Genomic DNA, 24,027 nt, shown 5'->3' with positions numbered 1-24,027 from the left:
GCGCCTCATGACCAACAAGCGCCCCCTCACCTATGCCGATGCCGGCGTTGATATTGCCGCCGGCAATGCGCTGGTGCGTATGATTGCCCCGCTGGCCCGCGCCACCGCCCGCCCTGGCGCATCGGCTGAACTCGGCGGCTTTGGCGGCTTTTTCGATCCCAAGGCTGCCGGTTACAAGGATCCGCTGCTGGTCGCCGCCAATGACGGGGTGGGCACCAAACTGAAGCTGGCCATCGACACCGGGCGCCATGACACAGTGGGCATTGATCTGGTGGCGATGTGCGTCAACGATCTGATCGTGCAGGGCGCAGAACCGCTGTTTTTCCTCGATTATTTTTCCACTGGCAAGCTGGAGAACGGCGTGGCCGCGCGCGTAGTGGCCGGCATTGCCGATGGCTGCCTGCAGGCCGGCTGCGCGCTGATCGGCGGCGAAACGGCGGAAATGCCGGGCATGTACGGGCCCGGCGATTATGATCTGGCCGGCTTTGCCGTCGGCGCTGTCGAACGCGGTGAGCAATTGACCGGCGCAGGTGTAGCGCCCGGCCAGATGCTGATCGGTGTCGCGTCATCGGGCGCGCACAGCAACGGCTATTCGCTGGTCCGCCGCATCGTTGCTGACGTGATGGCCGATCTTGCCGCCACGGCCCCGTTTGATGCCAGCCGCAGCCTGGCCGATGCGCTGCTGATGCCCACCCGCATTTACGTGAAATCGCTGCTGCCGCTCATTCGCGCTGGCCAGATCAAGGCGCTGGCGCACATCACCGGCGGCGGCTTTCTGGAAAACATCCCGCGCGTGTTGCCCGATGGTTGCCGCGCGCTGGTGGCGGCGCCGGGGCTGCCGCCGCTGTTCGATTGGCTGCGCAGCCAGGGCGGCGTGGCAGCCGCAGAAATGGCGCGCACCTTCAATTGCGGCACCGGCATGGTGCTGGCGGTGGACCGCGGCGATTGCGACAGCGTGATCGCGGCGCTGGCAGCAGCGGGCGAAACGGCCGGCGTGATTGGCGAAATCATCGCCGGCACCCGCGGCTGCGATGTGCACGGCGCGCCTGGCCAATGGGGTGAAGCTGCGGCCTGGACGGCCAGCCACGATGGCTGAACGGGCGCGCGTCGGCGTGCTGATATCAGGGCGCGGCAGCAACATGGCCGCGCTGCTTTATGCCAGCCGGCTCTATGATTGCCCCTATGAGATCGTGGTGGTGGGCAGCAATGACCCGCAAGCGGCCGGCCTTGCGCTGGCAACGGCAGAAGGCATCGCCACCTTTGCGCACAACCATGTGGGCCGCAAGCGCGCCGAATTCGACGCGCTCATCACCCGCGAACTGGCAGCAGCCGGCGTCACCCACATCGCGCTGGCTGGCTATATGCGGCTGCTTTCGGCCGAATTTGTGGCGCACTGGCAGGGCCGCTGCCTCAATATCCATCCAAGTTTGCTGCCCAAGCACAAGGGCCTGCACACCCATGCCGCCGTGCTGGCCGCTGGCGAAGATGAAACCGGCTGCACCATTCACATCGTCACCCCCGAACTCGATGGCGGGCCAGTATTGGCGCAGGCGCGCATCAAGCTGCTGCCCGGCGACACGCCCGAAACACTGGCGGTGCGGGTGCAATATGCCGAACATCAGCTGTATCCGCGCGTGCTCGCTGATTTCGTGTCGGCGGATTCGCGCCCCGAAGCATTGCTGGCGCGCGTGCGCAGCCTGGCGCTGAATCTGCCAGCGGCGGCCGAAAAACTGTCTCACGGTTCACCGGGCTTCTTCGTCGAAGGCGGCAAGTTCTTCGCCTATTTCTCCGAGAACCACCACGGCGACGGCGTCACCTCCCTGCTGCTCAAAGTGTCCGGCGTCGATGAAGCCGCGATGCTGATCGAGCGGGACCCGGACCGCTATTTCCGCCCCAAATATTTCGGCCCGGCCGGCTGGGTCGGCATCGTGCTCACCGATGGGCCAGATTGGGCGATGATCGAGGCGATGCTGACCGCGGCTTGGCGCCTGTGCGCGCCCAAGCGGCTGGCGATGCTGCCGATCTAGGCCACGCTGAAAACCGCGCTCAACGTTTGACGGCAAACCAGATCACATGCGCGGCACCTTTGCCGCTCTCGCGCGCCCGCACCCGCACCGTCTCGACCGCGAAGCCCGCGTGCTCAAGCCGCCGCCCAAATGCCGTGTCCGGCCCCGCTGACCACACCGCGAGCACGCCGCCACCACGCAGCGCCCGGCGCGCATCGGCAAGGCCCTTGGGGCTGTAAATGCCCTCATTGGCGGGCCGGGTGAGACCGTCCGGGCCATTGTCCACATCCAGCAAGATCGCATCATATACCGCCGCCGCCTGCCCGATCGTGGCGGCAACGTCGCCCATCGTCAGCGTTACGCGCGGATCATCCAGGCACTTGTCGGTCACCGCCGCCATCGGCCCGCGCGCCCATAAGATGATGCCCGGCACCAATTCCACCACCGTAACCGCTGCGTCCGCTCCCAACTGGCCCAGCACGGCACGCAGCGTGAAGCCCATGCCATAGCCGCCAATCAGCACATGCGGCGCCGCGCGGCCGGCAAGCCGATCACAAGCCATGGTGCCCAGCGCAACCTCGGAGCCATGCATCCGCGTGCTCATCAACTCGTTGCGGTCCAGCACGATCATGAAATCATCGCCGCGACGGAACAGCCGCAGCGGCGGGCCGCCGGGCACCTCGGCCACACCGATCAATTCACGCGGCGTCATCGCGCCGTGGCTGCGTTCTTGGTCATCGTGCGTCCTCCATTGCAAATGCCATGTCAGACGCAGCGCCTGGGTGCCAGCCGCTTCCTGCCGAACTAACCGCCTGTATCCACGCGGAACCGGTCAGACTGGTGCATGCGTTCGTGCAAGATGGTCACGATGCCAACGCCGCCATCGGCCAGCACCCGCCAGTAAACATAATGATGCTCATGGCGGCAGTAGAAGCCGTTTACGCCAAATTCCGCCGGGATGGCCCGCCACGGGATCGTTCGCGCGGCAATTTCGTCAAACCGCGCGAACAAGCCCCTGATGTAGCGTTCTGCCTGCGCCCCACCCCACGCATCGCGGGTGTAGACATAAATCTCATCCAGGCGATGCCCCGCCCGCTCTGAAACCTGGAAACCGGCCACGGTTCAACGGCGGGTGTTGCGATTGATGATGGTATCCGCGTCCATAGCGGCATAGCTCGACTCCGGCGCCGCAAATGCCGCCGCCAATTCGGCTTGTAACCGCACAAAGGCTTCTGCTTCCACGCGCTCCTTGTCCCGCCGAATAAGGTCCCGGACATATTCACTGACATTCTCATAGCCGCCATCGTCGCCCACATTTGCCGCCACAAAATCACCCAACGAGCCGCCAACCCGGACATTCAGTGTCATTGGCTTGCTCATGCTGGCATATCCTCCGCCCCAAAAACGTCACGTCCATAATATAAGGAATATTGTGGACACCGACAAGCTCCAGGCTGACGACTGGCGCATTTTGGCCCAGCTGGCTGACGGGGGCGTGCTCACCGATTGGCTGGATTGGGCAATGATCGAGGCAATGCTGAGCGCGTCGTTCTGGCAGTGGGCCCATACGGTTGGCCGTGCTGCCGAACTGAAATCCCCTTGCGAGACCGCAGTATAGCCCCACCAAAACCTTCAGCACGATTTTACTCTCAAGGAGGAGGGGGCGATAACTCAACCCGTAGATTGACGGCTGTTATTTGATACTATCTTGAGGCGACATATGGACGAAATCTTCGAAACTCTTTTGGCGCGCGTGGATGAGAACGGGGAAACATTCACTGATGGGAGTGATGTGGACCGCTGGGCAATGGGTCTTGGCCTGACTGTTTCAGAATTTTTCGATCAAATCGGCGCAGCCTTGGCTGTCAAATATAATGCAGGCTTCGCAAACTTTGAGTTTTGCGATTCACTCGTAAATCATCTTTGGAGTGACCTGATCAATCGGGTTGGGATGTCTAATGAAATTCCCTGGCCAGAGCTCTTCGATGAGGTTTTCTTGGCATTCGATGCCGGAGAATATTATCGTAGCATCGATAAGACTGACGATCCGGTAGCCGATTTTACTGTTCCTCTTGTTGACAAGATCGTTGCCAAGCTGCTGGCTGCAAGCATGCAATAAAAAGGGCTGCAGCACACGCTGCGGCCCTTCCAAACGCCAGGCTGATCGGTTCAGCCGACAATCTCGGTCTGCGCGAAGAAGTAAGCAATCTCGATGGCGGCGTTCTCGTCGCTGTCCGAACCGTGCACGGTGTTGGCTTCGATCGATTCAGCCAGTTCCTTGCGGATGGTGCCGGCATCGGCGTTGGCCGGGTTGGTGGCGCCCATGATAGCGCGGTAGGCTGGCACGGCGTCTTCGCCTTCGAGAACCTGCACAACCACCGGGCCGCTGATCATGAAGGCGACCAGTTCACCGAAGAAACCGCGCTCGCTGTGAACGGCATAAAAGCCTTCGGCCTGGGCACGCGTCAGGTGCAGGCGCTTTTGCGCGATGATGCGCAGGCCGGCGCCTTCGATCATGGTGTTGACCTTGCCTGTGATGTTGCGGCGGGTGGCGTCGGGCTTGATGATCGAGAAGGTGCGGGTGATAGCCATGATAAAGTCCACTTGTCTGATGGGTGCTAAGCGTTGCGCGGCCCCCTACAGGCCGCGCACCAGATAGGCAAGCTTTGGCCCCAAATTTCAGCTTTCGAAATTGTCCGATACAAACCGATCAAGCAGCCGCACGCCATAGCCGGTGGCGCCCTTGTCCCACAGCGCGCCGGGCTTGCTGGCCCACACCATGCCAGCCACATCCAGATGCGCCCATTTCACTCCAGGCTTTACAAAGCGCGCGATGAACTGCGCTGCCGTGATCGATCCGCCTTCGCGCGGGCCAACATTTTTCATGTCGGCAATGTCGCTATCGATCAGCTTGTCATAGGCATCACCGATCGGCATCCGCCACAATTTGTCGCCCACGGCGCTGCCGGCCGCGCTCAATTGCGCCGCCAGGCCATCGTCGTTGCAGAACATGCCGGCATATTCATGGCCCAGGCTGACGATGATCGCGCCAGTCAATGTTGCCAGATCGACCATTACTTCGGGTTCGAACGTCTCTTGCGCCCACCACATCGCATCGCACAGCACCAGCCGGCCTTCGGCATCGGTGTTGATCACTTCGATGGTCTGGCCGTTCATGCTGGTCACCACGTCACCGGGGCGCTGGGCATTGCCGTCCGGCATGTTTTCCACCAGGCCGACCACGCCCACCACATGCGCCGTTGATTTGCGTGCGGCGATGGCGTGCATCGCGCCCGTCACTGCGCCGGCGCCGCCCATGTCCCACTTCATGTCTTCCATGCCGCCCGGCGGCTTCAGGCTGATGCCGCCAGTATCGAACGTCACGCCCTTGCCGACCAGCAGCACCGGTTTGACATCATCGCGCCCGCTGCCGTTCCAGCGCATCGCCAAAATGCGCGCCGGCCGTACCGAACCCTGCGCCACCCCCAGCAAGGCGCCCATGCCCAGATCGCGCATCTGGGCATCATCCAGCACGGTCAACTCCACGCCCAGCGCTGCCAGATCCGCCGCACTGGCCACGAAGCTTTCGGGATAAATCACATTTGCCGGTTCGGTCACCAACGCACGGGTTCGGGCCACGCCGCCCGCAATTGCCGCCAGCCGCGCGTGTGTTTCGGTCACGGCCGGACCCGCGCCGCCACCAATTATCGCCAATTTTGCCAGGGTCGGCTTTTGCTTGTCCTTCAGGCGGGTGCGATATTGATCAAAGCGCCACGAACGCAGGCAGGCGCCGTGCGCCAGATGAGCAGCCAAGGCGCCCTCACAAACCCCGGTCACATCAACATACACCATGGTTTCGCCGCTGGTGAGCAGCCGGGCCGCAATCGCGCCGCCGATGCGTTCGGCCACCGCAGCATCCAGCTTGGCCGCCGGGCCGGTGCCCACCAGCAGCAGGCGGCGGCAGCTCAGGCCAGCCGGTGCCAGCAGTTCGGCGATGCTTCCCGCTTCGCCATCGAAGCGCGCGGCGGCGGCCGCAGCCGTGACCGCGCCGGCACTGGCGGCATCGGCCAGCGCGGCTGCGGCCGACAGCGCCGTGTCTGGCCCAGCCAGCACAACCAGGGCATCGACAGTGCCAGCAACGGCTTCTTTGAGATAATCGATGGCAATCATGGCAATATCCTTGGCGCGAGTCGCGATGCGTATATCTGAATAGGCCGGCAGCCGGAGTCCGCCAAGCAGATGGTTGCGGGCGGCAGGCCGCGCGGCTATCCACCCCATGTGGTATCCGCGCTGCTCTTCGCCCTTCGGCTTCGGTCGGCCCTGCTGGCGGCCGCCGCTGGCGCTGCGTTGATGCCCGCCGCAGCGCACGCCCAGCAGCTAAGTCCGGCGCTGTGGGGCAACCGGGAACCGGCCAACCGCGATCCCGATGCACCGATCCGCATGGCCGTGTTGCCGCCGGCCGGCGTGACGCTGGATTTCTCCGCCGCGCAGATGAGCTACGATCCCGAACAGCAGTTGGTGGTGGCCAGCGGTCAGGTCGAGGTACGGCGCGGCGGCTACCGGCTGACCGCTGACCGGGTGGAATATCGCCGCGAAGGCGCAGCAGGCGCGCCAGCTGCGGCTGATCCTGCTGCTCCGGCTGCTGCCGCAGAAGGCGAAGTGATCGCCATCGGCAATGTCTTGATCATCGATCCGGCCGGCAATCAAATCATGGCAGATCGCATCACCCTTTCGGACAGTTTGCGCGACGGTGCCATCGCCAACATGCTGCTGGTGCTCAACAATGGCGGCCGGCTTGGTGCCCGCGCCGGCAGCCACGCCGGTGATCGCTACACACTGGAAAATGCCGCCTATTCGCCGTGCGCCGTGGTTGGCGCGGCCGGCTGCCCGCAAACGCCGGTGTGGAAGATCAAGGCCGTCAAGATCATCTATGATGAGCGCAAGCACCGCATTTCATATCGCGACGCGAGCCTGGAAATGTTTGGCGTACCGGTGCTGTATCTGCCGGAACTGTCGCATCCCGATGGCGATACCAAACGAGCCGCTGGCGTGCTGGTGCCGGCGGTGGAGATTCAGCGGCAGCTTGGCCTTGGCGTGTCGGCACCGATCCACTTCGCGCCGTCATCGGACATGGATGTCACTTTCACGCCGTGGCTCTATTCGGCAGCCAATCCGGCGCTGGCATTTCAGGCGCGCCGCTTGCTGCGCGATGGCCCCATCCAGATAGACGGCATGTTCACTGTGTCGCGCCGATTTGATCTTGCGCCAGACGGTATCACCGAAATTGATCGCGGGAACCGGTTTCGCGGCTATCTTGGCTTCAAGGGCTTGCTGCAACATGATGCGCATTGGCGCAGTGTGTTTTCGGTGCGGCTGACCAGCGACGACACGTTCAATCGCCGCTATGGCCTGGGTTTTGATGATACGATGCGATCATCCTATGCCTTGCAGCGCATCACCAGCGAAAGCTGGCTGTCCATATCGGCCTGGTATTTCCAGGGCCTGCGCGCCAGCGACCGCGCCAGCGAAAGCCCGCTGCTGCTGCCGCTCGTTGACTATGATTGGCGGCCGGATTGGAACATCGTCGGCGGCCGGTTGCGCTTTGCCGCCAACACCACCCTGCTCACCCGCACCGACGGGCAGGACATGTTTCGCGCAATCAGCTGGGGGCGATGGGACCGCAATCTGATCACCGGGCTGGGCCAGCGCATTGCCTTGACCGGGCTGGTGCGCGGCGATCTTTATGATGTGCGCGGCAGTGCCCGCGCCACGCTGCCGGACTATGCGGGGCGCGACGGCTGGCGGGGCCGCGGCTATGGCCTGGCGGCCATCGATATATCGTGGCCGTTTGCCGGCCCGGCGCTGGGCGGCGAACAATCATTTTCACCGCGCCTGCAAGTGGTGGCCGCACCGCGGGTGACCAATCTGGGCTTCCCCAACGAAGATGCCCGCGCCTTTGAATTGGATGACAACAGCCTGTTCGATCTCAACCGCTCACCGGGGCTCGATCGGATCGAAAGCGGCAGCCGCGTCACCTGGGGAGGCGAATACACGCTGGATCGCCCCGGCTGGCAGGTTCGCGCCGAAATCGGCCAATCGATCCGGCTGGACGGCGATGGCAGCGAATTTGCCGCCGGCACCGGCTATCAGGGCCGAATTTCGGATGTGGTCGGGCGCGCAACCGTCAGGATTGGCCGGCTCGTCGAGCTCACCCAGCGATTTCGCTTCGACAAGGACAATCTTGCGGTGCGCCGCAACGAGATCGATCTGACGGTCGGCGGCCGCCGCACCTATGTGTCGGCCGCCTATGTGCGGCTCAACCGCAACGAAACGCTCGAGGATCTGGAAGACCGCACCGAGGTGCGCATTGCCGGACGCCTCGCCTTTGCGCGCTATTGGACGCTGTTTGGCAATGCCATCATCGATCTTACCACCAGTGCCGACAATCCGCTCAGCACTGGCGATGGCTTCCGGCCGATCCGCCACCGCATCGGGCTGGAATATGAGGACGAATGTTTTCGGTTCGGCCTGGGCTGGCGGCGGGATTATGTGGGAGACCGCGATTTCCGGCCCGGCAACAATTTCCAGATCAGCGTTGCGTTCAAGACCATTGGCAGCTGATGATATTTACCGGGCTTTCAGCCAGCGTTCAGCCGCTGGTTGCCATGCCGGCAATATCGCGCTTTCATGAATGGCGGGCGATGCGCTACAGACCGGGCAACAAGGTCGCAGCGCAGCAGCCGATGCGCCGGGGCTTGCGCGCAATCGCGCTACGGAGTGAATGAATGACATCTGCACTGCTGAACCGGCCACTGCTGGCCTGCCTGATGGCCAGCGCGGCGTTGCTGGCGCCGCTGGTGCCGCTTGCATCACCGGCACTTGCCCAGGCGCAGCGCAGCTTTTCGGCCAATGATCTGCCCGATGTGCTGCTGCTCGGCGAAGTCGATCCCGCCTTGCGCAAGGCGCAGGCCATCGTGAACGGCGATATCATCACCGATACCGATATCGATCAGCGGCTGTTCCTTGTGCTGGCCGCCAACGGCGGCAAGGTCGATGATGCCGAACGCCAGCGCCTGCGCCTGCAGATCATCCGCAACCTGATCGATGAAAAATTGCAGATGCAGGAGGCTGCCGAAAACGACATCCGCATCGCCGAAGCCGAAGTGCAGCGCTCGTTTGATCGCATCGCCCAGAATTTCAAGCGCACGCCGGCGGCCTTCGATGCGTTTTTGCACGATGGCGGTTCGTCATCCAACAGCCTGAAAGGCCAGATCCGCGCCGAGCTGGCTTGGAGCCGCGTGCTGCGCCGCAAGGTCGAGCCGCTGGTCAACGTGGGTGACGACGAAGTTCAGCAGGTCATCGACAAATTGAACGCCGCCAAAGGCAAGGACGAATATCATGTCGGCGAGATATTTCTGTCGGCCACGCCGGAAACCATCGATGCGGTGATGGACGATGCGGCGCGCATTGTGGGCCAGATCCGCGGCGGCGCCAGCTTTGTGGCCTATGCCCGCCAGTTTTCCGAAGCGTCCAGCGCCGGCCTCGGCGGCGATCTGGGCTGGGTGCGCGCCGGGCAGCTGAACGAGGCGGTGGCGCCGGCCGTTGCCAGCCTGCAGCCTGGCCAGATTACCGATGCAATCCCGGTAACCGGCGGCGTTGCCATCATGTCGATGCTGGAACGCCGGCAGGTGCTGGCCGCCGATCCGACGCTGGCGCTGCTGAGCCTCAAGCAGATCACCATACCGCTGAAGGCCGAAACCACCGAAGAACAGGCGCGCGCCAAGGTTGCGGATATCCAGGCCCTGACGCGCACGATGGGCGGCTGCGGCGGCGCTGAGGCTTTGGCCCAGAAGATCGGCGGCGATGTCGCCACCAACGATGCCATTCGCATGAAGGACCTGCCGGCACCGCTGCAAACGATTTTGGGCAAATTGTCGATCGGCGAAGCCACGCCGGCCTTTGGTTCAGCCGAAGACGGTCTGCGCGTGCTGGTGCTGTGCGGCCGCGACGACAGCCAGATCGAAGGCAAGGCGCCAAATTTCGATGAAATCTACGCGCAGATGAACGATGAGCGGGTGAACATGCGGGCACGGCGCTATCTGCGCGATTTGCGGCGCGATGCCATTGTCGATTACCGTTGATCGTGTGACTGTGTCCGCAGCGCCTTTGGCAATTTCCATCGGGGATCCCGCCGGTATCGGTCCCGAAATCATCGCCGCCGCCTGGGAACGCCGCCATGTTGCCGCCTTGCCGTCGTTTCTGGCGATTGGCGATGCTCGCTCCATTCGCGCGGTGTGGGATGGCCCGATTGCGGTGCTGGCCGATCCGGCGGCGGCGGCAGCTGCGTTTGCCGATGCCTTGCCGCTGATCCAGGTGGATGATCCCGGTGAGATTGTGCCCGGCGAACCCAATCTTGCCGGCGCCCGCTGCGCGCTGGACAGTCTGGAGCTGGCGGTGGGGCTTGCCCGTGAAGGCATGGCGTCGGCGCTGGTCACCGGCCCGGTGTCAAAGGCGCAATTGTTCGCCATCGGCTTTGCTTATCCGGGCCAGACCGAATTTGTCGCGGAACGCTGCGGGGTTTCGGCGGCCAATGCCGTGATGATGCTGGCCGGGCCGTCGCTGCGCACCATCCCGCTCACTGTGCATGTGCCGCTGGCCGATGTGCCGCGCTTGCTCAGCATCGATCTGATTGTCACCCGCGCCCGCATCGCGGCCCGCGCGCTGGCCCGGGATTATGGCATCGCCAATCCGCGCCTGGCCATCGCCGGGCTCAACCCGCACGCCGGCGAACAGGGCACGCTGGGCCGCGAGGAAATCGACATCATCCGCCCGGCGATCGAGATTTTGCGCAGCGACGGCCTGGATGTGGCGGGCCCGCTGGCGGCCGACACGATGTTCCACCCCGCCGCCCGCGCCCGCTACGATGCCGCGCTGTGCCTTTATCATGATCAGGCGCTGATCCCGCTGAAGGCGCTGCATTTTGATGATGGCGTCAATGTCACGCTGGGTCTGCCGATCGTGCGCACCTCGCCCGATCATGGCACGGCATTCGATATTGCCGGCACGGGCGTCGCCAGCCCGACAGCGATGATGGCAGCGATCCAGATGGCCGGCGCCTGCGCCGCGCGGCGCAAAGCGGCCTGATTGGTGGCCCTGGCCGATCTGCCGCCGCTGCGCGAGGTTATTGCCGCGCACGGCCTCAACGCCAAGAAAACCCTTGGCCAGAATTTCCTCACCGATACCAATCTGCTGGATCGCATCGCCCGCATCCCCGGCCTTGGCGATGCCAGCACCGTCTACGAAGTCGGCCCTGGGCCCGGCGGCCTGACGCGGGCGTTGCTGCGCACTGGCGCGCGCGTGGTGGCGGTGGAGCGCGATGATCGCGCCTTGCCCGCCCTGGCCGAACTCGCGGCTGCCGCTGATGGCCGGCTCAGCGTGTTGGGCGGCGATGCCATGGCGGTCGATGCGCGCGCTCTGGCCGGGGACGGCGCGCATATCGTCGCGAATCTACCCTACAATATCGGCACAGCGCTGTTTACCGGCTGGCTGGAAAGCCCGGAATGGCCGCCGTGGTGGGCCAGCCTGACCCTGATGTTCCAGCGCGAAGTGGCGCAGCGCATCGTAGCTGCGCCCGGCGATGATGCCTATGGCCGGCTGGCTGTGCTGGCGCAGTGGCGCAGCACGCCGCGCATCGCCATGACCGTGCCGGCCCGCGCCTTTGTGCCCTGCCCCAAGGTCGAATCCGCCGTGGTGCATCTGGTGCCCGGCCCGCCGCTATCAGCCGCCACCCCGGCGCGCCTCGCCGCACTCACCGCCGCCGCCTTCGGCCAACGCCGCAAGATGTTGCGCGCCAGCGTGCGCGGCCTGCCCGGCGCCTTGGAGGCATTGGAAGCCGAAGGCATCAAGCCCGAAGCCCGAGCCGAAACCGTTCCAGTCGAGGCTTTCGCAAAAGCCGCTGCACGGCTGGGATAAGCCAGATTTTAGTTTGAAACCGGCTTGGCCGCTGCTGCGCTCGCCGTCTGCGTGGCCTTGGCAATCGTGCCTTCCAGCCGCGCCGCGGCGCTGCAATCAGCCCTGCACAGCGCCTTGATGCGCGCCAGGTTGATCTGCGCGCGTGCCGTGGCACCGCGCGCCACCAGCGCGCGGCCCTGCCCTTCCAGCGCGGCAATATCCGATGGATTGAGCGCCAGCGCCTCGCGGTAATATTTCACCGCCTTGCCGGGCAGGCCAAGCCGTTCATAAGCCAGCGCAATGCCGCTGAACGCACCCACATTGCGCGGATCGCTGGCCAGCGCGGCTTCAAAACTGTCGATGGCATCTTGCGGCTTGCCCGCCGTCAGCGCTGCCTGTCCGATGGCCGCAAGCTGAACCGACACGGGTTTCAGCTGGTCATCACGGCCAGGCGCGGCGAGCGCTGCAGTGGCAAGAACGGCGGCAGGCAACAGGAACCACAGGCGCATTTCAATCTCCCAAGCCTTCAGCCTATCAAAGCCGGGATGACTGCGCGATGAAAAATCCGTCGCACCCGTCATCGGCCGGGGTCAAGATACGGCTGCTCCAGCCGGCCAGCCCGGGCGTGGCCGCCAATTGCGCTTCGCCTTCGGCCGGCAGCAGCGAGCACACGACATAGACAATCCGCCCGCCCGGCCGCAGCAGCCGCGTGCCAAGCTGGATCAATTGCGCCTGGGTTGTCGCCAACCGCGCCAGCCGTTCGCGGGTCAGCCGCCAGCGGCTTTCCGGGTTGCGCCGCCAGGTGCCGCTGCCCGAACACGGCGCATCGATCAGCACGGCGTCGCATTTGCCCATCAGGTCGGCCAATGCCGCCGCCTCCTGCCCCGGGTCGAGCAGGCGCATGTCGATACCATGCGCACCGGCGCGCTGTGCACGCGGCGGCAGCTGGCTGAGGCGGCCGCGATCGGTGTCGCATGCCACCAAATGGCCGTGCAGCGCGCCGTTGGCGGCCATGTCGGCAGCCAGCGCCAATGTCTTGCCGCCGGCGCCGGCGCACAAATCCACCACCAGCTCACCCGGCTTTGCTGCCAGCGCCGCCGCTGCAATCTGGCTGCCAGCATCCTGCACTTCGATATGGCCGGCCTGCCAATCCGGTTCCTGTTCCAGCACGGTGCCCGCCGGCAGGCGCAGGCCGTGCGCCGTGCGCGGCAGTATCTCCCAATCGGGGTGCACCGCCGCCACGTCGGCGCGCGCCGCCTTCAGGCTGTTGACGCGCACATCCAGCGGGGCGCGATCAAGCAATGCCACCAATTGCCGGCCAACATCGCCGCCAAAGCGCAAGCCCAGCATTTCGCGCAGCCAGGCCGGCGCCAGCCCACCCGACGCGGCCGGTTCGCCTTGCACCAGCGGCGGCGGCGAATGGCCGGCGGCGCCAAACAGCGCCAGCAACGCCGGATCATTGGCGCGGGCATGGCCAATAACCGCCGCCCGCCCCGAATGCGGCCGCTCCCCACTGCTGCGGACCACGGCAAACACCAGATCACGCACCGCGCGCCTATCCTTCGAACCGGCATAGCGGCGTGTGGTGAAATAGCGCTGGATCAACGTATCGGCCGCCGCGCCGCCATCGCGGGCTGCGATCACCACTTCGTCCAGTATCTCGATGGCCGCAGCCAGGCGTGCGGCAGGCGTCATGCTCAGCCGCCCGTCGGATAATTGGGCGCTTCGCGGGTGATCATCACGTCGTGCACATGGCTCTCCTTCAGGCCGGCATTGGTGATGCGGATGAATTCGGCACGTTCGCGAAAATCCGCCAGCGTGGCCGCGCCGGTATAGCCCATGGCGGCCTTCACCCCGCCCACCAGCTGATGCAGCACATTGGCCGCCGGGCCCTTGAAGGCCACCTGGCCTTCGATGCCTTCGGGCACCAGCTTGAGCTGGTCCTTGATATCCTGCTGAAAATAGCGATCCGCCGATCCGCGCGCCATCGCGCCAACGCTGCCCATGCCGCGATAGCTTTTGTAGGTGCGGCCCTGCCACAGGAAGGTCTCACCGGGCGATTCCTCGGTGCCGGCGAGCAGGCTGCCCACCATCACGGCGCTCGCGCCGGCGGCCAGCGCCTTGGCCACATCGCCGCTGGTGCGCAGGCCGCCATCGGCAATCACCGGCACGCCCTGCCGCCACGCGGCTTCGGCGGTATCGATCACGGCCGTCAATTGCGGCACGCCCACGCCGGCCACCACCCGCGTCGTGCAGATCGATCCCGGCCCAATGCCCACCTTGATGCCATCGGCGCCGGCATCGATCAGGGCCATGGCGGCGGCGGCGGTGGCGACGTTGCCGGCAATAACTTGCACGCTGTTGCTGTGCTTCTTGATGCGCGCCACCGCCTCGGCCACCCGCTCGCTGTGGCCGTGGGCGGTGTCCACCACGATCAGATCGCATTCGGCATCCAGCAGCGCCTCGGTGCGCTCAAAGCCGGCATCGCCCACGGTGGTCGCCGCCGCCACGCGTAGCCGGCCAGCGCCGTCCATGGTGGCATGCGGGTGGTTCACCGCCCGCACGATATCCTTCATGGTGATCAGGCCGATGCAATGGTTGTCATCGTCCACCACGATCAGCTTTTCGATGCGGTGGTTGTGCAGCAGGCGGCGCGCTTCTGCTTCGTTCACGCCCAGGCGCACCGTCACCAGATTTTCGCGGGTCATCAATTCGGAAATCGGCTCTGCATCATTTTCGGCAAAGCGCAGATCACGGTTGGTGACGATCCCCACCAGTTTGCCCGGCGCCCCACCGGGCCCAACACGCTCCACCACCGGAAAGCCCGAAATGCCGTGGCTGGCCATCAGCGCGCGGGCATCGCCCAGCGTCTGATCCGGCGTCAGCGTCACCGGATTGACGACCATGCCGCTTTCAAACCGCTTCACTTGCCGCACGGCCAGCGCCTGTTCGGCCACGGTCAGATTGCGGTGCAGCACCCCGATGCCGCCCAACTGCGCCATGGCAATCGCCATATTAGCCTCGGTCACCGTGTCCATCGCCGCGCTGATCACCGGAATGTTCAACCGGATGCCGCGGGTAACATGGGTGGACGTGTCCGCCATGCTGGGCATGATCGCCGACGCCGCGGGCACCAGCAGCACATCGTCAAAGGTCAGGCCCAGCCGCGGCTCGTGAATACGGGGTGGCATGGGCTGAGACTCCTTTGGTGGCGGGTCCTCGATGCGAGGGTTGGCTTCCATAGGGGCAGACGCCGCGCAAGAAAAGGGCGCGCCGTGATGCCGCAAGGCGCGCTCAATGCGATCGGCAGTGCCGGGCGGTTCAGCCGGCCACCAACACCCCGTAAAACTGCGCGATGGCGTTGCGCGGCCCGGCCTTCACGGCATCAAATGCCAGCTTGGCGCCGGCCTTATCGCCCATTTTCAGCAAGGCCGCGCCCATGCGCAAATTCAGCGTATCCTGATCGGTGCCCGCGTTGCCCAAAAGGCCCCGATAAATCGGCACAGCCCGCTCATATTGGCCCAGATTGGCCAGCGTATCAGCCGCAACCAACGCTATGCGCGGGTTGGTCTTGGCTTCACGTTCCAGCGCCGCAACGCCAGCCCGCGATTCGGCGCCCTTGGTGGCCGCCAATTTCACGAATTCAGCGATGTTCACCTTGGCCGGATCGACCAGCTTCTTGGCAATGGCTTCCTTCAAGGCCGCATCGGCTTCGTTGGGCATGCCGCGATCGATGGCGGCATCGGCATATTCCAGATAATTGCTGGATGTCGCCATGGCACCAGCGGCCCACATCAGGCGGCTGAAATCCAGCAGCATGTTGTTGTCGAGCACGCCCGAACGCTGCTTCATCAATTCAATCGACAGATTGAAGGTCTTTGGCTCCGGAAAGGCCTTCAGCCAGCTGGTCAGCACCGGCATCATCTTGTCGGCCAGATTGGCATCGATCACGGTTTGCGCGCGAAATGCATACCAGCTGGCATCGCCCTTCTGGCCAGCAGCTTCGCGCAGATCGATCGCCTTGGTCAGCAATTCGACCACGCGCGGCTTGGCATTGAGCGCAGCATTCACGCTGGCGGCGCGCACCAGCATGTCCACATCGTCCGGCTTCAGCGCAAAATAGGCCTCGTAGGCTTTCCAGGCTTTCTGATAATCCTTGCGATTGGTGGCAAGGCCGGCCAGCACGCGGGTGAAGTTCACGGTTTCATCCGGGCTGAGCCCGCCGCCAGCCAGAGAATCGGTGAGCGATTCTTCCATCGAAAGCTCGAACTTGGCCATATCGGCCCGATAGGCGGCGGTTGCCGCAGTATCGGCCGCCGCCGGTTCCTTCAGGGCATTGCGCCCGGCCTGTGCCGCGCCAAGCTTGAGCCGCGCCATGTAGGATGCATCGTCCGCATCAACGCGCGGCACATCCTTGGCGGCATCGATGCGCGCAATCGCGCCCGCAAAGTCACCGGCAGCCTGCAATTTCTGGGCTTCGATGATCACGGCCATGATCGGCTTTGACAATTTGGGCTGCACCGGCTTGCCCGGCTTGGCCGGCTTTTGCTGGGCTGCTGCCGGGCTGGCTATGGTCATGGTGGTGCCGGCCATCAACACAAGCGCCAGCGCAGTTGCGATCGTCTTCATTTTTTTGCCTCCCTCAAGCAAGATGGATTTGCGCTAAATCCTCTGTCCGGCCGCGTCAACCGCGCGCACGGTGAGCGGGTGAAATGCCCTTGCCAACATGAACATTGCGTGAGGCATGGCAATTGCGCAGCCACCGCGCTTGCCGCCACGCCAGCAACCCGCAATATGGCGGCTTGGCCCTCCTTGCCGCCCGTTCGCCGCTCGCCGGCCTGCCGCAGCGCTTTCTGCTGCTGGTTGGCGCTGCTTTGGCGGCGGGGCTGGCCTATCTGCTGGTCGCACCCTTGGTCTCCGGCTGGGCGCTGGCCGCGCTGAAGGGCAGCGGTGTCGCGTTGCTGGCATTGGCAGCGCTGCAAATCCCGGCACGCGGCGCAGCTTGGCTGGCTTTCGTGCTGATACTGGGGGCGGCCGGCGATGTGCTGCTGGAATTGCCGGGGATGTTCGTGGCCGGCGCAGGCAGCTTTGCCGCCGGGCATGTGGCGGCAATCCTGCTTTATGCCCGCCATCGCCGCACGGCATCGGGCATGGCCTGGCCAGTGGCGGCGCTGTTCATGCTGTATGGCGCCGCGATGCCGCTGCTGCTGGTGCCGGCCGGGCCGCAGCTTGGCGGGGCGATTGTCTATGCCGTGCTGCTGTGCGCAATGGCTGCCAGCCTGTGGCTCAGCCGCTTTCCGCGCCTCGCGGCGCTGGGTGCGATCAGTTTCATCGCGTCCGATACGCTGCTGGTGCTGGGCATGACCGGCCGGCAGGTGTTTGATCCGGGAATCGATGGCGCGCTGGTGTGGGCAAGCTATTTCGGCGGGCAGTGGCTGATCACGCTGGGCGTGGCACGCGGGCTGCTTGGCCGGCAAGCCCGAGCTGGCTGAAGCCGGCCAAATCAGGCCGACGTATCATCCCCTGGCGCAGTAAGCGGACCCTCAGCAACCGGGCTTTCCGCCTCTTCTGGGCTTTCGGGCGGAATCAGTGCGGCCGAAACCACCAGCTCATCGTCAGCCACCTTGAACAGGGTCACACCCTGCGCCGCCCGGCCCATGATCCGAATTTCGGCAGCACGAATGCGAATCAGCTTGGCCTGATCGGTCACCAACAGCACATCATCATCATCGTGCGCCGTAAAACTGGCAACAACAGCGCCATTGCGGTCGCTATCGGCGATGTTGCGAATGCCCTGCCCGCCGCGGCCGGATTGGCGATATTCATAGGCGCTGCTGCGCTTGCCAAAGCCATTGGCCGTCACGGTCAGGATGAATTGTTCGGCAGCTGCAAACTGCCCCATGCGCGTGCCAGACAGGATATGTTCGCCGGGCTCGTTCTTCCAGGCGGCGGCCTTCAGATAATCCTCACGCTCCTGCGGGCCAGCATCAAAACCTTTCAGGATCGCCATGGAAACCACTTCATCGTCGCCGCCCAGCGTCATGCCGCGCACACCCGTTGAGGTGCGGGACACGAATTCGCGCACATCATCCACGGCAAAGCGAATGGCCTTGCCGCTCTTGGCGGCCAGGAACACATCATCGGCCACATCGCACAGCGCCACGCCGATCAGCCGGTCATCATCATCATCTTCAAAGCGGATGGCCAGCTTGCCGGCGGTGGGCACATTGGTGAAACTGTCCATGGCGTTGCGGCGCACATGGCCCTTGGCGGTGGCAAACATCACGTGCAGCCGGCCCCATAAGGTCTCATCCTCCGGCAACGGCAGCACGCTGGTGATGGTTTCACCGTCGGCCAGCGGCAGCAGATTGTTGATCGGCTTGCCCTTGGCCTGCGGGCTGCCCTGCGGCAGGCGCCACACCTTCATCCGGTACACCTTGCCGGCGGACGTGAAAAACAGCACCGGATTGTGGGTGGACGTGGCGAACAAGGCCGTCACCGCATCCTCGTCCTTGGTGGACATGGCATTGCGGCCCTTGCCGCCGCGCGCCTGCGCCCGATATTCCGCCAGCGCCACCCGCTTGATCCAGCCCGACATGGTGACGGTGACTACCATCTCCTCGCGCTCGATCAGATCCTCATCGTCGATATCGTCGCCCACCGCGACGATTTCGGTGCGGCGCTTGGATTGGAAATCATTTGATACTTCATCAAGCTCAGTGCGCAGCACCGTGCGCAGCCGCAGGCGGCTGGTCAGGATATCGAGCAGATCGGCAATGACAACCGCCAGCTCCTGCAATTCGCTGCCGATTTCATCGCGGCCCAGCGCCGTGAGCTTTTGCAGGCGCAGATCGAGAATGGCGCGCACCTGCGCTTCGGTCAGGCGAATGGTCGGCGCGTCCACCGCCACCGTGCCGGCCTCCACCAGCGCCAGATAGGGCCGGATATCGGCGGCATCCCAATCGCGCGCCATCAAGGTTTCGCGGGCCTGGGCGGGGCTGGCGCTGGCGCGGATGATGCGCACCACCTCATCCAGATTGGCCACGGCGATCACCAGGCCAATCAACAAATGGGCGCGGTCACGGGCCTTGGCCAGTTCATGCTTGGACCGGCGGATGATCACGATCTCGCGGAAATCCACGAACGCCGTGATGATATCCTTCAGGCCCATCAGTTCGGGGCGGCCGCCGCGAATGGCCAGCATATTGATGGCAAAGCTCTGCTGCGCCGGCGTGAAGCGCCACAATTGATTGAGCACCACATCGGGCGTCGCATCACGCTTCAATTCCATGACGATGCGCACGCCTTCGCGGTTGCTTTCGTCGCGCAGGTCCGAAACGCCTTCGATGCGCTTGTCCTTCACCGCCTCGGCGATTTTCTCGACCAGCGCGTTCTTGCCTTGCTGGAACGGAATTTCGGTCAGGATGATGGCACGCTTGTCGCCGCGGCTTTCCTCGATGACGTGGCGAGAGCGAATGCGGATGCTGCCGCGCCCGGTTTCATAGGCCGCCAGCAGCTGCGACGTGCCCAAGATAAGCCCGCCGGTGGGGAAATCCGGCGCCGGCACATGCGCCATCAAGCCGGCCACACTGATCAGCGGATCATCAAGATAGGCGCGCACCGCATCAACGACTTCGTTCAGATTGTGCGGCGGAATATTGGTCGCCATGCCCACCGCAATGCCGCCGGCACCATTGACCAGCAGATTGGGAAACCGCGCCGGCAACACTGAAGGCTCGTGCTCTGAGCCGTCATAATTGGCGACAAAATCCACCGTATCCTTGTCGATATCGGTGATCAGCGCTTCGGCAGATTTGGCCAGCCGCGCTTCGGTGTAGCGCATCGCGGCCGGCGCATCCGGGTCCATCGAACCGAAATTGCCCTGGCCGTCGATCAACGGCAGCCGCATCGACCAATCCTGGGTCATCCGCGCCAGCGCATCATAAATCGCGGTATCACCGTGCGGGTGATATTTGCCCATCACATCGCCAACGATGCGCGCCGATTTGCGGTAGGCCTTGTTGTGCGTGAAGCCGTTTTCGTAGCTGCCCCACAAGATGCGGCGGTGCACCGGCTTCAGCCCATCGCGCACATCCGGCAGCGCCCGGCTGACGATGACCGACATGGCATAATCAAGAAAACTCGTCCGCATCTCTGCAACGATGGAGATTGGCTGGATATCGGGGGTGCCAGCGGGCGGCAGAGTGGTTGATTCCATGGGATTTTTTCAGCTCGGCAGAGAATGTTGCAAACGCATGACCGGACTAGGGGAAAGTGCGGCGAAATGCCAGTGCAAAGGGTGTGTATCACCCTTGTCTTGTCATGCTGGCGACGGCCAGCATCCGGCGTGGTGCACGCTCCACCTGGCAGCCACAGGTCCACTTGGGCCACGATGGAAGCTAGCCTGCGCCAGCATGACAAATCGAAAGAGGGCGACGCTCAATCACCCAGCGGCGGGAACCCCCAGTCCACGGCCAGGTCAAGCCAATGCGGATTATGCTCCTCGATCAGCCGGATCTTCCACGCGCGCTTCCAGAACTTCATCGCCTTCTCGCGCCGGATTGCGTCGGCGATGGCGGCATGGGAATCGTTCCAGGCGATCCGCTTCACATCATAGCGCGATGTGAAGCCTTCAAAATGCCCGGTGCGATGTTGCAGCACGCGGTTTAGCAAGTTCGACGTGACGCCCAGATACAGCGTCCCGCGCGGCGCGCTGGCCATCAAATAGACCCAGCCCGGCCTAGCCAACACAGCCCCCTAGAAACAACACGTCATGCTGGCGAAGGCCAGCATCCAGCGTGGCGTGAGGCCCAAATGGCGGCCACAGGGGCGCTTTCGGCAAAGTGGATGCTGGCCTTCGCCAGCATGACAAGAACCGGAATCAGTTATCACGCTTTAAGTTAGGCCAGTCTGCTTGTGCAAGAAGCCATAGCCCAATGATGTTGGCAAACGGAAGCGCCGCCATAATTGCCCACTAGCCACTATAGCCAGCCTTGTTCAGTATGCGGCGAACAGGAACAATCAAGATGGCGAGAAAGAGCCCATCACAGCGCCCCTTGATCAAACAAGGAAATACAGCTGTGTTCATAGTGCAAATCCTACTCCGCCGCGATCCCCATCGCCGGCACCTGCACAAAGCCCTTGCGCTTCGCAATCCGCGCCTCGATCTCCGGCCGGAAATGCCGGATCAGGCCCTGCACCGGCCACGCTGCCGCATCACCCAGCGCGCAGATCGTATGGCCTTCCACCTGCATCGTCACATCCAGCAGCATGTCGATCTCTTGGCGTTCGGCATCGCCGGTCACCAGCCGCTCCATCACCCGCCACATCCAGCCGGTGCCTTCGCGGCACGGCGTGCACTGGCCGCAGCTTTCATGCTTGTAGAAATAGCTGAGGCGGGCAATGGCGCGCACGATATCGGTGGATTTGTCCATCACGATCACCGCCGCCGTGCCCAGGCCGGATTTCAAATCCTTCAGGCCATCAAAATCCATCGGCGCATCCATGATCTGGTCCGCCGGCACCACCGGCACCGATGAACCGCCGGGGATCACCGCCAGCAGATTGTCCCAGCCACCGCGAACCCCGCCGCAATGTGTTTCGATCAATTCGCGGAACGGAAGGCCCATGGCCTCCTCCACCACGCACTTCTTGTTCACATGGCCGCTGATCTGGAACAGCTTGGTGCCTTCGTTCTTGGGGCGGCCGATGCTGGCAAACCAGCTTGGCCCGCGCCGCAGGATGGTCGGCACCACCGCGATGCTTTCGACATTGTTCACCGTCGTCGGGTTGCCGTACAGGCCGGCGCCGGCCGGGAACGGCGGCTTCAGGCGCGGCTGGCCCTTCTTGCCTTCCAGGCTTTCGATCATCGCGGTTTCTTCGCCGCAGATATAGGCGCCGGCGCCGCGGTGGACGACGACATCGAAATCATAACCAGTGCCGCAGGCGTTCTTGCCGATCAGACCGGCCGCATAAGCCTCCTCAACCGCAGCCATCAGCACCTTGGCCTCGGCGATATATTCGCCGCGAATATAGATATACGCCGCGCGCGCGCGCATCGCAAAGCCGGCGATCAGTGCGCCTTCCAGCAACTTGTGCGGATCGTGGCGGATGATTTCGCGATCCTTGCAGCTGCCCGGTTCGGATTCGTCGGCGTTAATCACCAGATAGCTGGGCCGGCCGGGATTGGGCGTCTTGGGCATGAAGCTCCACTTCATGCCAGTCGGGAAACCGGCGCCGCCGCGCCCGCGCAGGCCGCTGGCCTTTACCGCGTCGATCAGCGCATCCGGCCCGCCGCTCATCAGATCCTTGGTGTCAGCCCAATCGCCGCGCGTGCGCGCCGCTTCCAGGTTCCACGGCTGGAAACCATAAAGATTGGTAAAAATGCGATCTTTATCAGCAAGCATGGCGGATCACTTCTTCTTGTTCTTGGCGTTCTGGGCATTGGCCACCGTAAGCAGCGAAATGCCGACCACCAGCAACGGCATGGCAACGGTCACGAGCGACTTGTCGGTCTTGATGCCATAGATAAGCAGCCCGATGGACAGGAGCATCAGCGCAAAGGCAAAGATCAACAGCGTTTTGACCATCACACCATCTCCGTCAGCGTGGTCGGCCCACCTTCCGGGCAGGAGGCCGTGCGGCCGATCTGGCTGCCAACCTTGGGTTCTTCACCGCGCGCCAACATGTCCAAAATCACGGTCATGCCGGCATGCGTCAGATCTTCATAATTGTGATCGTTGATCTGCACCATCGGCGCATTGGCGCAGGCGCCCAGGCATTCCACTTCGGTCAGTGTGAACAGGCCATCGGGCGTGGTGGCGCCCTTCTTCAGGCCCTTGTCCTTGCAGGCTTTCATGATGTCATCGCTGCCGGCCAGAAGGCACGGCGTCGTGCCGCACACCTGCACATGATAGCGGCCAACCGGTTTCAGATTGTACATCGTGTAGAAGCTGGCGACTTCGTAGGTGCGGATATAGGGCATGCCGATCTGGCGGGCGACAAATTCGATCACCGGCACCGGCAGCCAGGCCACGCCGGTCATGTCCCGCACCTGATATTGCGCCAGCCACAGCAGCGGCATCACCGCGCTGGCTTGGCGGCCGGGCGGATAGAGCGCGATCAGCCGATCGGCTTCGGCGGCGTTCTCCGCAGTCCAAGCAAAAGCAGCAAAATCAGTCACCGGATAAACTCCACGCGCGAGCACAGCTCGCCTGCAAAACTGTAGAGGCTCATCACTTCAAACGGCTCGCCCGCATTGGTGCGCCACACTTTTTCGTGCAGCACTGCAAATTCACCAAGCTCATAACCCGTGATGATCTCGGCCCGATTTTCGGGAAATTGCGCAAACATCGCCTTCAGGCCCGAACGCACGCCTTCGCGGCCATCGCGCAGCACGGCGCCGCGATAGCCGGCCTCCACCGCGTCGTCCGTCATCAACGCCACATAGGCATCGGCATCATGCGCATTATAATACGCAATCATCGCCGTCGCTGTCGCAAGCTTGCTCAAAGGTGCCGCCGCCGCGACGACCAGGCCACAAAGCCAGCCGTCCAGATGGTCGAGACCGCAGCAACGATCGGCATGCCGGCGCCCTCGCCCCAGATTTGCGCTGCGCCAAAGCCTAAGCCGGCAATGGCCGCCGCGCCGATGGCTGCAATCACCATCAATTTGGTGCGTTCCGTCACCGGTCCACCTCACCGAACACGATGTCCAGGCTGCCGAGGATCGCGGGCGCGTCGGCCAGCATATGGCCCTTGCACAGGAAATCCATCGCCTGCAGATGGGCCATGCCAGTGGCGCGGACATGGCAGCGCCACGGCTTGTTGGTGCCATCGGCCACCATGTAGATGCCGAATTCGCCCTTGGGGCTCTCGGTGGCAACATAGGCATCGCCGGCCGGCACGTGCAGGCCTTCGGTGTACAGCTTGAAATGGTGGATCAGCGCTTCCATCGAGCGTTTCATTTCGCCGCGCGATGGCGGCGCCACCTTGCGATTGTCGGTGATGTGGGCACCCGCCGGCATATCGCGCACGCATTGCTTGATGATCTTCAGGCTCTCGCGCATTTC

General features: G+C 63.8%; 26 protein-coding genes. 9 read left to right on the top strand and 17 right to left on the bottom strand.

Annotated elements, in window-relative coordinates; all coding sequences use genetic code 11:
* Positions 1-7: 7 nt before the first annotated feature.
* Both purM and purN read left to right on the top strand, forming a co-directional pair.
* Positions 8-1,096 carry a phosphoribosylformylglycinamidine cyclo-ligase gene (purM, locus tag ABWP50_RS04820; RefSeq protein ID WP_353216859.1) on the top strand — a complete coding sequence of 363 codons (1,089 nt, stop codon included), beginning with the start codon at positions 8-10 and terminating at the stop codon, positions 1,094-1,096.
* Complete coding sequence (gene purN, locus ABWP50_RS04815; RefSeq protein ID WP_353216858.1) at positions 1,089-2,027, top strand: phosphoribosylglycinamide formyltransferase; 939 nt, start codon at positions 1,089-1,091, stop codon at positions 2,025-2,027. Before purM ends, purN begins: the two co-directional genes overlap by 8 nt.
* A gap of 19 nt (positions 2,028-2,046) precedes the next feature.
* On the opposite strand, the gene ABWP50_RS04810 is transcribed toward purN, so the two are convergent.
* The 3 genes from ABWP50_RS04810 to ABWP50_RS04800 all read right to left on the bottom strand — a co-directional run bounded on the left by ABWP50_RS04810 (position 2,047) and on the right by ABWP50_RS04800 (position 3,386).
* Positions 2,047-2,718, bottom strand: coding sequence for a spermidine synthase (locus ABWP50_RS04810; protein WP_353216857.1), 672 nt, complete (start codon positions 2,716-2,718; stop codon positions 2,047-2,049).
* A gap of 92 nt (positions 2,719-2,810) precedes the next feature.
* Entirely contained in the window at positions 2,811-3,125 is a 315-nt protein-coding gene (locus ABWP50_RS04805) for a type II toxin-antitoxin system RelE/ParE family toxin (protein WP_353216856.1), read from the bottom strand.
* A gap of 3 nt (positions 3,126-3,128) precedes the next feature.
* Complete coding sequence (locus tag ABWP50_RS04800; protein WP_353216855.1) at positions 3,129-3,386, bottom strand: ribbon-helix-helix domain-containing protein; 258 nt, start codon at positions 3,384-3,386, stop codon at positions 3,129-3,131.
* Positions 3,387-3,438: 52 nt separating this feature from the next.
* Between ABWP50_RS04800 and ABWP50_RS04795 the strand changes: the two genes are divergently transcribed.
* Together ABWP50_RS04795 and ABWP50_RS04790 are read left to right on the top strand one after the other, a co-directional pair.
* Positions 3,439-3,624: a hypothetical protein gene (locus tag ABWP50_RS04795; RefSeq protein ID WP_353216854.1), complete on the top strand. Its 186-nt coding sequence runs from the start codon at positions 3,439-3,441 to the stop codon at positions 3,622-3,624.
* A 102-nt stretch (positions 3,625-3,726) separates the two neighbouring features.
* Positions 3,727-4,125, top strand: a complete 399-nt coding sequence (locus ABWP50_RS04790) for a hypothetical protein (RefSeq protein WP_353216853.1) — start codon at positions 3,727-3,729, stop codon at positions 4,123-4,125.
* A 50-nt stretch (positions 4,126-4,175) separates the two neighbouring features.
* Here the strand turns inward: ABWP50_RS04790 and ndk are convergent, their stop codons facing one another.
* A complete protein-coding gene (gene ndk / locus ABWP50_RS04785; protein WP_353216852.1) occupies positions 4,176-4,598 on the bottom strand; it encodes a nucleoside-diphosphate kinase in 423 nt (140 codons plus the stop codon).
* 87 nt (positions 4,599-4,685) lie between these two features.
* Positions 4,686-6,176, bottom strand: coding sequence for a leucyl aminopeptidase (locus tag ABWP50_RS04780; RefSeq protein WP_353216881.1), 1,491 nt, complete (start codon positions 6,174-6,176; stop codon positions 4,686-4,688).
* 180 nt (positions 6,177-6,356) lie between these two features.
* Here ABWP50_RS04780 and ABWP50_RS04775 point away from each other — a divergent pair, with 180 nt between their 5' ends.
* From ABWP50_RS04775 to rsmA, 4 genes are all read left to right on the top strand, one after another.
* The gene (locus ABWP50_RS04775) at positions 6,357-8,627 is read left to right on the top strand and encodes an LPS-assembly protein LptD (protein ID WP_353216851.1); all 2,271 of its coding nucleotides are present in this window, start codon (positions 6,357-6,359) and stop codon (positions 8,625-8,627) included.
* 164 nt (positions 8,628-8,791) lie between these two features.
* On the top strand, positions 8,792-10,147 hold the full coding sequence (locus tag ABWP50_RS04770; RefSeq protein ID WP_353216850.1) for a peptidylprolyl isomerase: 1,356 nt from the start codon (positions 8,792-8,794) through the stop codon (positions 10,145-10,147).
* Positions 10,125-11,150 (top strand): 4-hydroxythreonine-4-phosphate dehydrogenase PdxA, encoded by a 1,026-nt coding sequence (gene pdxA / locus ABWP50_RS04765; protein WP_353216849.1) that lies wholly within the window; start codon positions 10,125-10,127, stop codon positions 11,148-11,150. Before ABWP50_RS04770 ends, pdxA begins: the two co-directional genes overlap by 23 nt.
* 3 nt (positions 11,151-11,153) lie before the next feature.
* Positions 11,154-11,978 (top strand): 16S rRNA (adenine(1518)-N(6)/adenine(1519)-N(6))-dimethyltransferase RsmA, encoded by an 825-nt coding sequence (gene rsmA, locus ABWP50_RS04760; protein WP_353216880.1) that lies wholly within the window; start codon positions 11,154-11,156, stop codon positions 11,976-11,978.
* A gap of 8 nt (positions 11,979-11,986) precedes the next feature.
* Here the strand turns inward: rsmA and ABWP50_RS04755 are convergent, their stop codons facing one another.
* The 4 genes from ABWP50_RS04755 to ABWP50_RS04740 all read right to left on the bottom strand — a co-directional run bounded on the left by ABWP50_RS04755 (position 11,987) and on the right by ABWP50_RS04740 (position 16,586).
* Positions 11,987-12,466: a tetratricopeptide repeat protein gene (locus ABWP50_RS04755; protein ID WP_353216848.1), complete on the bottom strand. Its 480-nt coding sequence runs from the start codon at positions 12,464-12,466 to the stop codon at positions 11,987-11,989.
* 25 nt (positions 12,467-12,491) lie between these two features.
* On the bottom strand, positions 12,492-13,652 hold the full coding sequence (locus tag ABWP50_RS04750; RefSeq protein ID WP_353216847.1) for an RsmB/NOP family class I SAM-dependent RNA methyltransferase: 1,161 nt from the start codon (positions 13,650-13,652) through the stop codon (positions 12,492-12,494).
* Between the two features lie 2 nt (positions 13,653-13,654).
* The gene (guaB, locus tag ABWP50_RS04745; protein ID WP_353216846.1) at positions 13,655-15,148 is read right to left on the bottom strand and encodes an IMP dehydrogenase; all 1,494 of its coding nucleotides are present in this window, start codon (positions 15,146-15,148) and stop codon (positions 13,655-13,657) included.
* A 130-nt stretch (positions 15,149-15,278) separates the two neighbouring features.
* Positions 15,279-16,586, bottom strand: coding sequence for a tetratricopeptide repeat protein (locus ABWP50_RS04740; protein ID WP_353216845.1), 1,308 nt, complete (start codon positions 16,584-16,586; stop codon positions 15,279-15,281).
* Positions 16,587-16,759: 173 nt separating this feature from the next.
* On the opposite strand from ABWP50_RS04740, the gene ABWP50_RS04735 reads away from it, so the two are divergent.
* A complete protein-coding gene (locus ABWP50_RS04735; RefSeq protein WP_353216844.1) occupies positions 16,760-17,449 on the top strand; it encodes a lysoplasmalogenase family protein in 690 nt (229 codons plus the stop codon).
* An 11-nt stretch (positions 17,450-17,460) separates the two neighbouring features.
* Here ABWP50_RS04735 and gyrA read toward each other — a convergent pair whose 3' ends face one another.
* The 8 genes from gyrA to ABWP50_RS04695 all read right to left on the bottom strand — a co-directional run.
* Complete coding sequence (gene gyrA / locus ABWP50_RS04730) at positions 17,461-20,175, bottom strand: DNA gyrase subunit A (protein ID WP_353216843.1); 2,715 nt, start codon at positions 20,173-20,175, stop codon at positions 17,461-17,463.
* 221 nt (positions 20,176-20,396) lie between these two features.
* On the bottom strand, positions 20,397-20,705 hold the full coding sequence (locus ABWP50_RS04725) for a GIY-YIG nuclease family protein (RefSeq protein WP_353216879.1): 309 nt from the start codon (positions 20,703-20,705) through the stop codon (positions 20,397-20,399).
* A 350-nt stretch (positions 20,706-21,055) separates the two neighbouring features.
* A complete protein-coding gene (gene nuoF, locus ABWP50_RS04720; RefSeq protein WP_353216842.1) occupies positions 21,056-22,363 on the bottom strand; it encodes an NADH-quinone oxidoreductase subunit NuoF in 1,308 nt (435 codons plus the stop codon).
* A gap of 6 nt (positions 22,364-22,369) precedes the next feature.
* Positions 22,370-22,546, bottom strand: coding sequence for a hypothetical protein (locus ABWP50_RS04715; protein ID WP_353216841.1), 177 nt, complete (start codon positions 22,544-22,546; stop codon positions 22,370-22,372).
* Positions 22,546-23,139 carry an NADH-quinone oxidoreductase subunit NuoE gene (gene nuoE / locus ABWP50_RS04710; RefSeq protein WP_353216840.1) on the bottom strand — a complete coding sequence of 198 codons (594 nt, stop codon included), beginning with the start codon at positions 23,137-23,139 and terminating at the stop codon, positions 22,546-22,548. The genes ABWP50_RS04715 and nuoE overlap by 1 nt, the downstream gene beginning before the upstream one ends.
* On the bottom strand, positions 23,136-23,441 hold the full coding sequence (locus ABWP50_RS04705) for a nuclear transport factor 2 family protein (RefSeq protein ID WP_353216839.1): 306 nt from the start codon (positions 23,439-23,441) through the stop codon (positions 23,136-23,138). The genes nuoE and ABWP50_RS04705 overlap by 4 nt, the downstream gene beginning before the upstream one ends.
* A gap of 23 nt (positions 23,442-23,464) precedes the next feature.
* A complete protein-coding gene (locus tag ABWP50_RS04700) occupies positions 23,465-23,644 on the bottom strand; it encodes a hypothetical protein (protein ID WP_353216838.1) in 180 nt (59 codons plus the stop codon).
* The coding region (locus tag ABWP50_RS04695) for an NADH-quinone oxidoreductase subunit D-related protein (RefSeq protein WP_502950975.1) at positions 23,641-24,027 on the bottom strand (387 nt) is incomplete at its 5' end. The genes ABWP50_RS04695 and ABWP50_RS04700, both read right to left, overlap by 4 nt.

The sequence above is a fragment of the Sandarakinorhabdus sp. genome, from assembly GCF_040398645.1.
Classification (GTDB): Bacteria; Pseudomonadota; Alphaproteobacteria; order Sphingomonadales; family Sphingomonadaceae; genus Sandarakinorhabdus.
This window is presented reverse-complemented; position numbering and strand designations above follow the sequence as displayed.

Excerpts from the sequence above, each read along its gene's own strand:
- ABWP50_RS04750 (WP_353216847.1), bottom strand. The coding sequence starts at position 13,652 with ATGACGCCTGCCGCACGCCTGGCTGCGGCCATCGAGATACTGGACGAA.
- nuoF (WP_353216842.1), bottom strand. The coding sequence starts at position 22,363 with ATGCTTGCTGATAAAGATCGCATTTTTACCAATCTTTATGGTTTCCAG.
- ABWP50_RS04810 (WP_353216857.1), bottom strand. The coding sequence starts at position 2,718 with ATGACGCCGCGTGAATTGATCGGTGTGGCCGAGGTGCCCGGCGGCCCG.
- ABWP50_RS04800 (WP_353216855.1), bottom strand. The coding sequence starts at position 3,386 with ATGAGCAAGCCAATGACACTGAATGTCCGGGTTGGCGGCTCGTTGGGT.
- gyrA (WP_353216843.1), bottom strand. The coding sequence starts at position 20,175 with ATGGAATCAACCACTCTGCCGCCCGCTGGCACCCCCGATATCCAGCCA.
- ABWP50_RS04790 (WP_353216853.1), top strand. The coding sequence starts at position 3,727 with ATGGACGAAATCTTCGAAACTCTTTTGGCGCGCGTGGATGAGAACGGG.
- ndk (WP_353216852.1), bottom strand. The coding sequence starts at position 4,598 with ATGGCTATCACCCGCACCTTCTCGATCATCAAGCCCGACGCCACCCGC.
- guaB (WP_353216846.1), bottom strand. The coding sequence starts at position 15,148 with ATGCCACCCCGTATTCACGAGCCGCGGCTGGGCCTGACCTTTGACGAT.
- ABWP50_RS04740 (WP_353216845.1), bottom strand. The coding sequence starts at position 16,586 with ATGAAGACGATCGCAACTGCGCTGGCGCTTGTGTTGATGGCCGGCACC.
- ABWP50_RS04715 (WP_353216841.1), bottom strand. The coding sequence starts at position 22,546 with ATGGTCAAAACGCTGTTGATCTTTGCCTTTGCGCTGATGCTCCTGTCC.
- ABWP50_RS04775 (WP_353216851.1), top strand. The coding sequence starts at position 6,357 with ATGCCCGCCGCAGCGCACGCCCAGCAGCTAAGTCCGGCGCTGTGGGGC.
- purN (WP_353216858.1), top strand. The coding sequence starts at position 1,089 with ATGGCTGAACGGGCGCGCGTCGGCGTGCTGATATCAGGGCGCGGCAGC.
- pdxA (WP_353216849.1), top strand. The coding sequence starts at position 10,125 with ATGCCATTGTCGATTACCGTTGATCGTGTGACTGTGTCCGCAGCGCCT.
- ABWP50_RS04705 (WP_353216839.1), bottom strand. The coding sequence starts at position 23,441 with ATGATTGCGTATTATAATGCGCATGATGCCGATGCCTATGTGGCGTTG.
- purM (WP_353216859.1), top strand. The coding sequence starts at position 8 with ATGACCAACAAGCGCCCCCTCACCTATGCCGATGCCGGCGTTGATATT.
- ABWP50_RS04755 (WP_353216848.1), bottom strand. The coding sequence starts at position 12,466 with ATGCGCCTGTGGTTCCTGTTGCCTGCCGCCGTTCTTGCCACTGCAGCG.
- ABWP50_RS04770 (WP_353216850.1), top strand. The coding sequence starts at position 8,792 with ATGACATCTGCACTGCTGAACCGGCCACTGCTGGCCTGCCTGATGGCC.
- ABWP50_RS04780 (WP_353216881.1), bottom strand. The coding sequence starts at position 6,176 with ATGATTGCCATCGATTATCTCAAAGAAGCCGTTGCTGGCACTGTCGAT.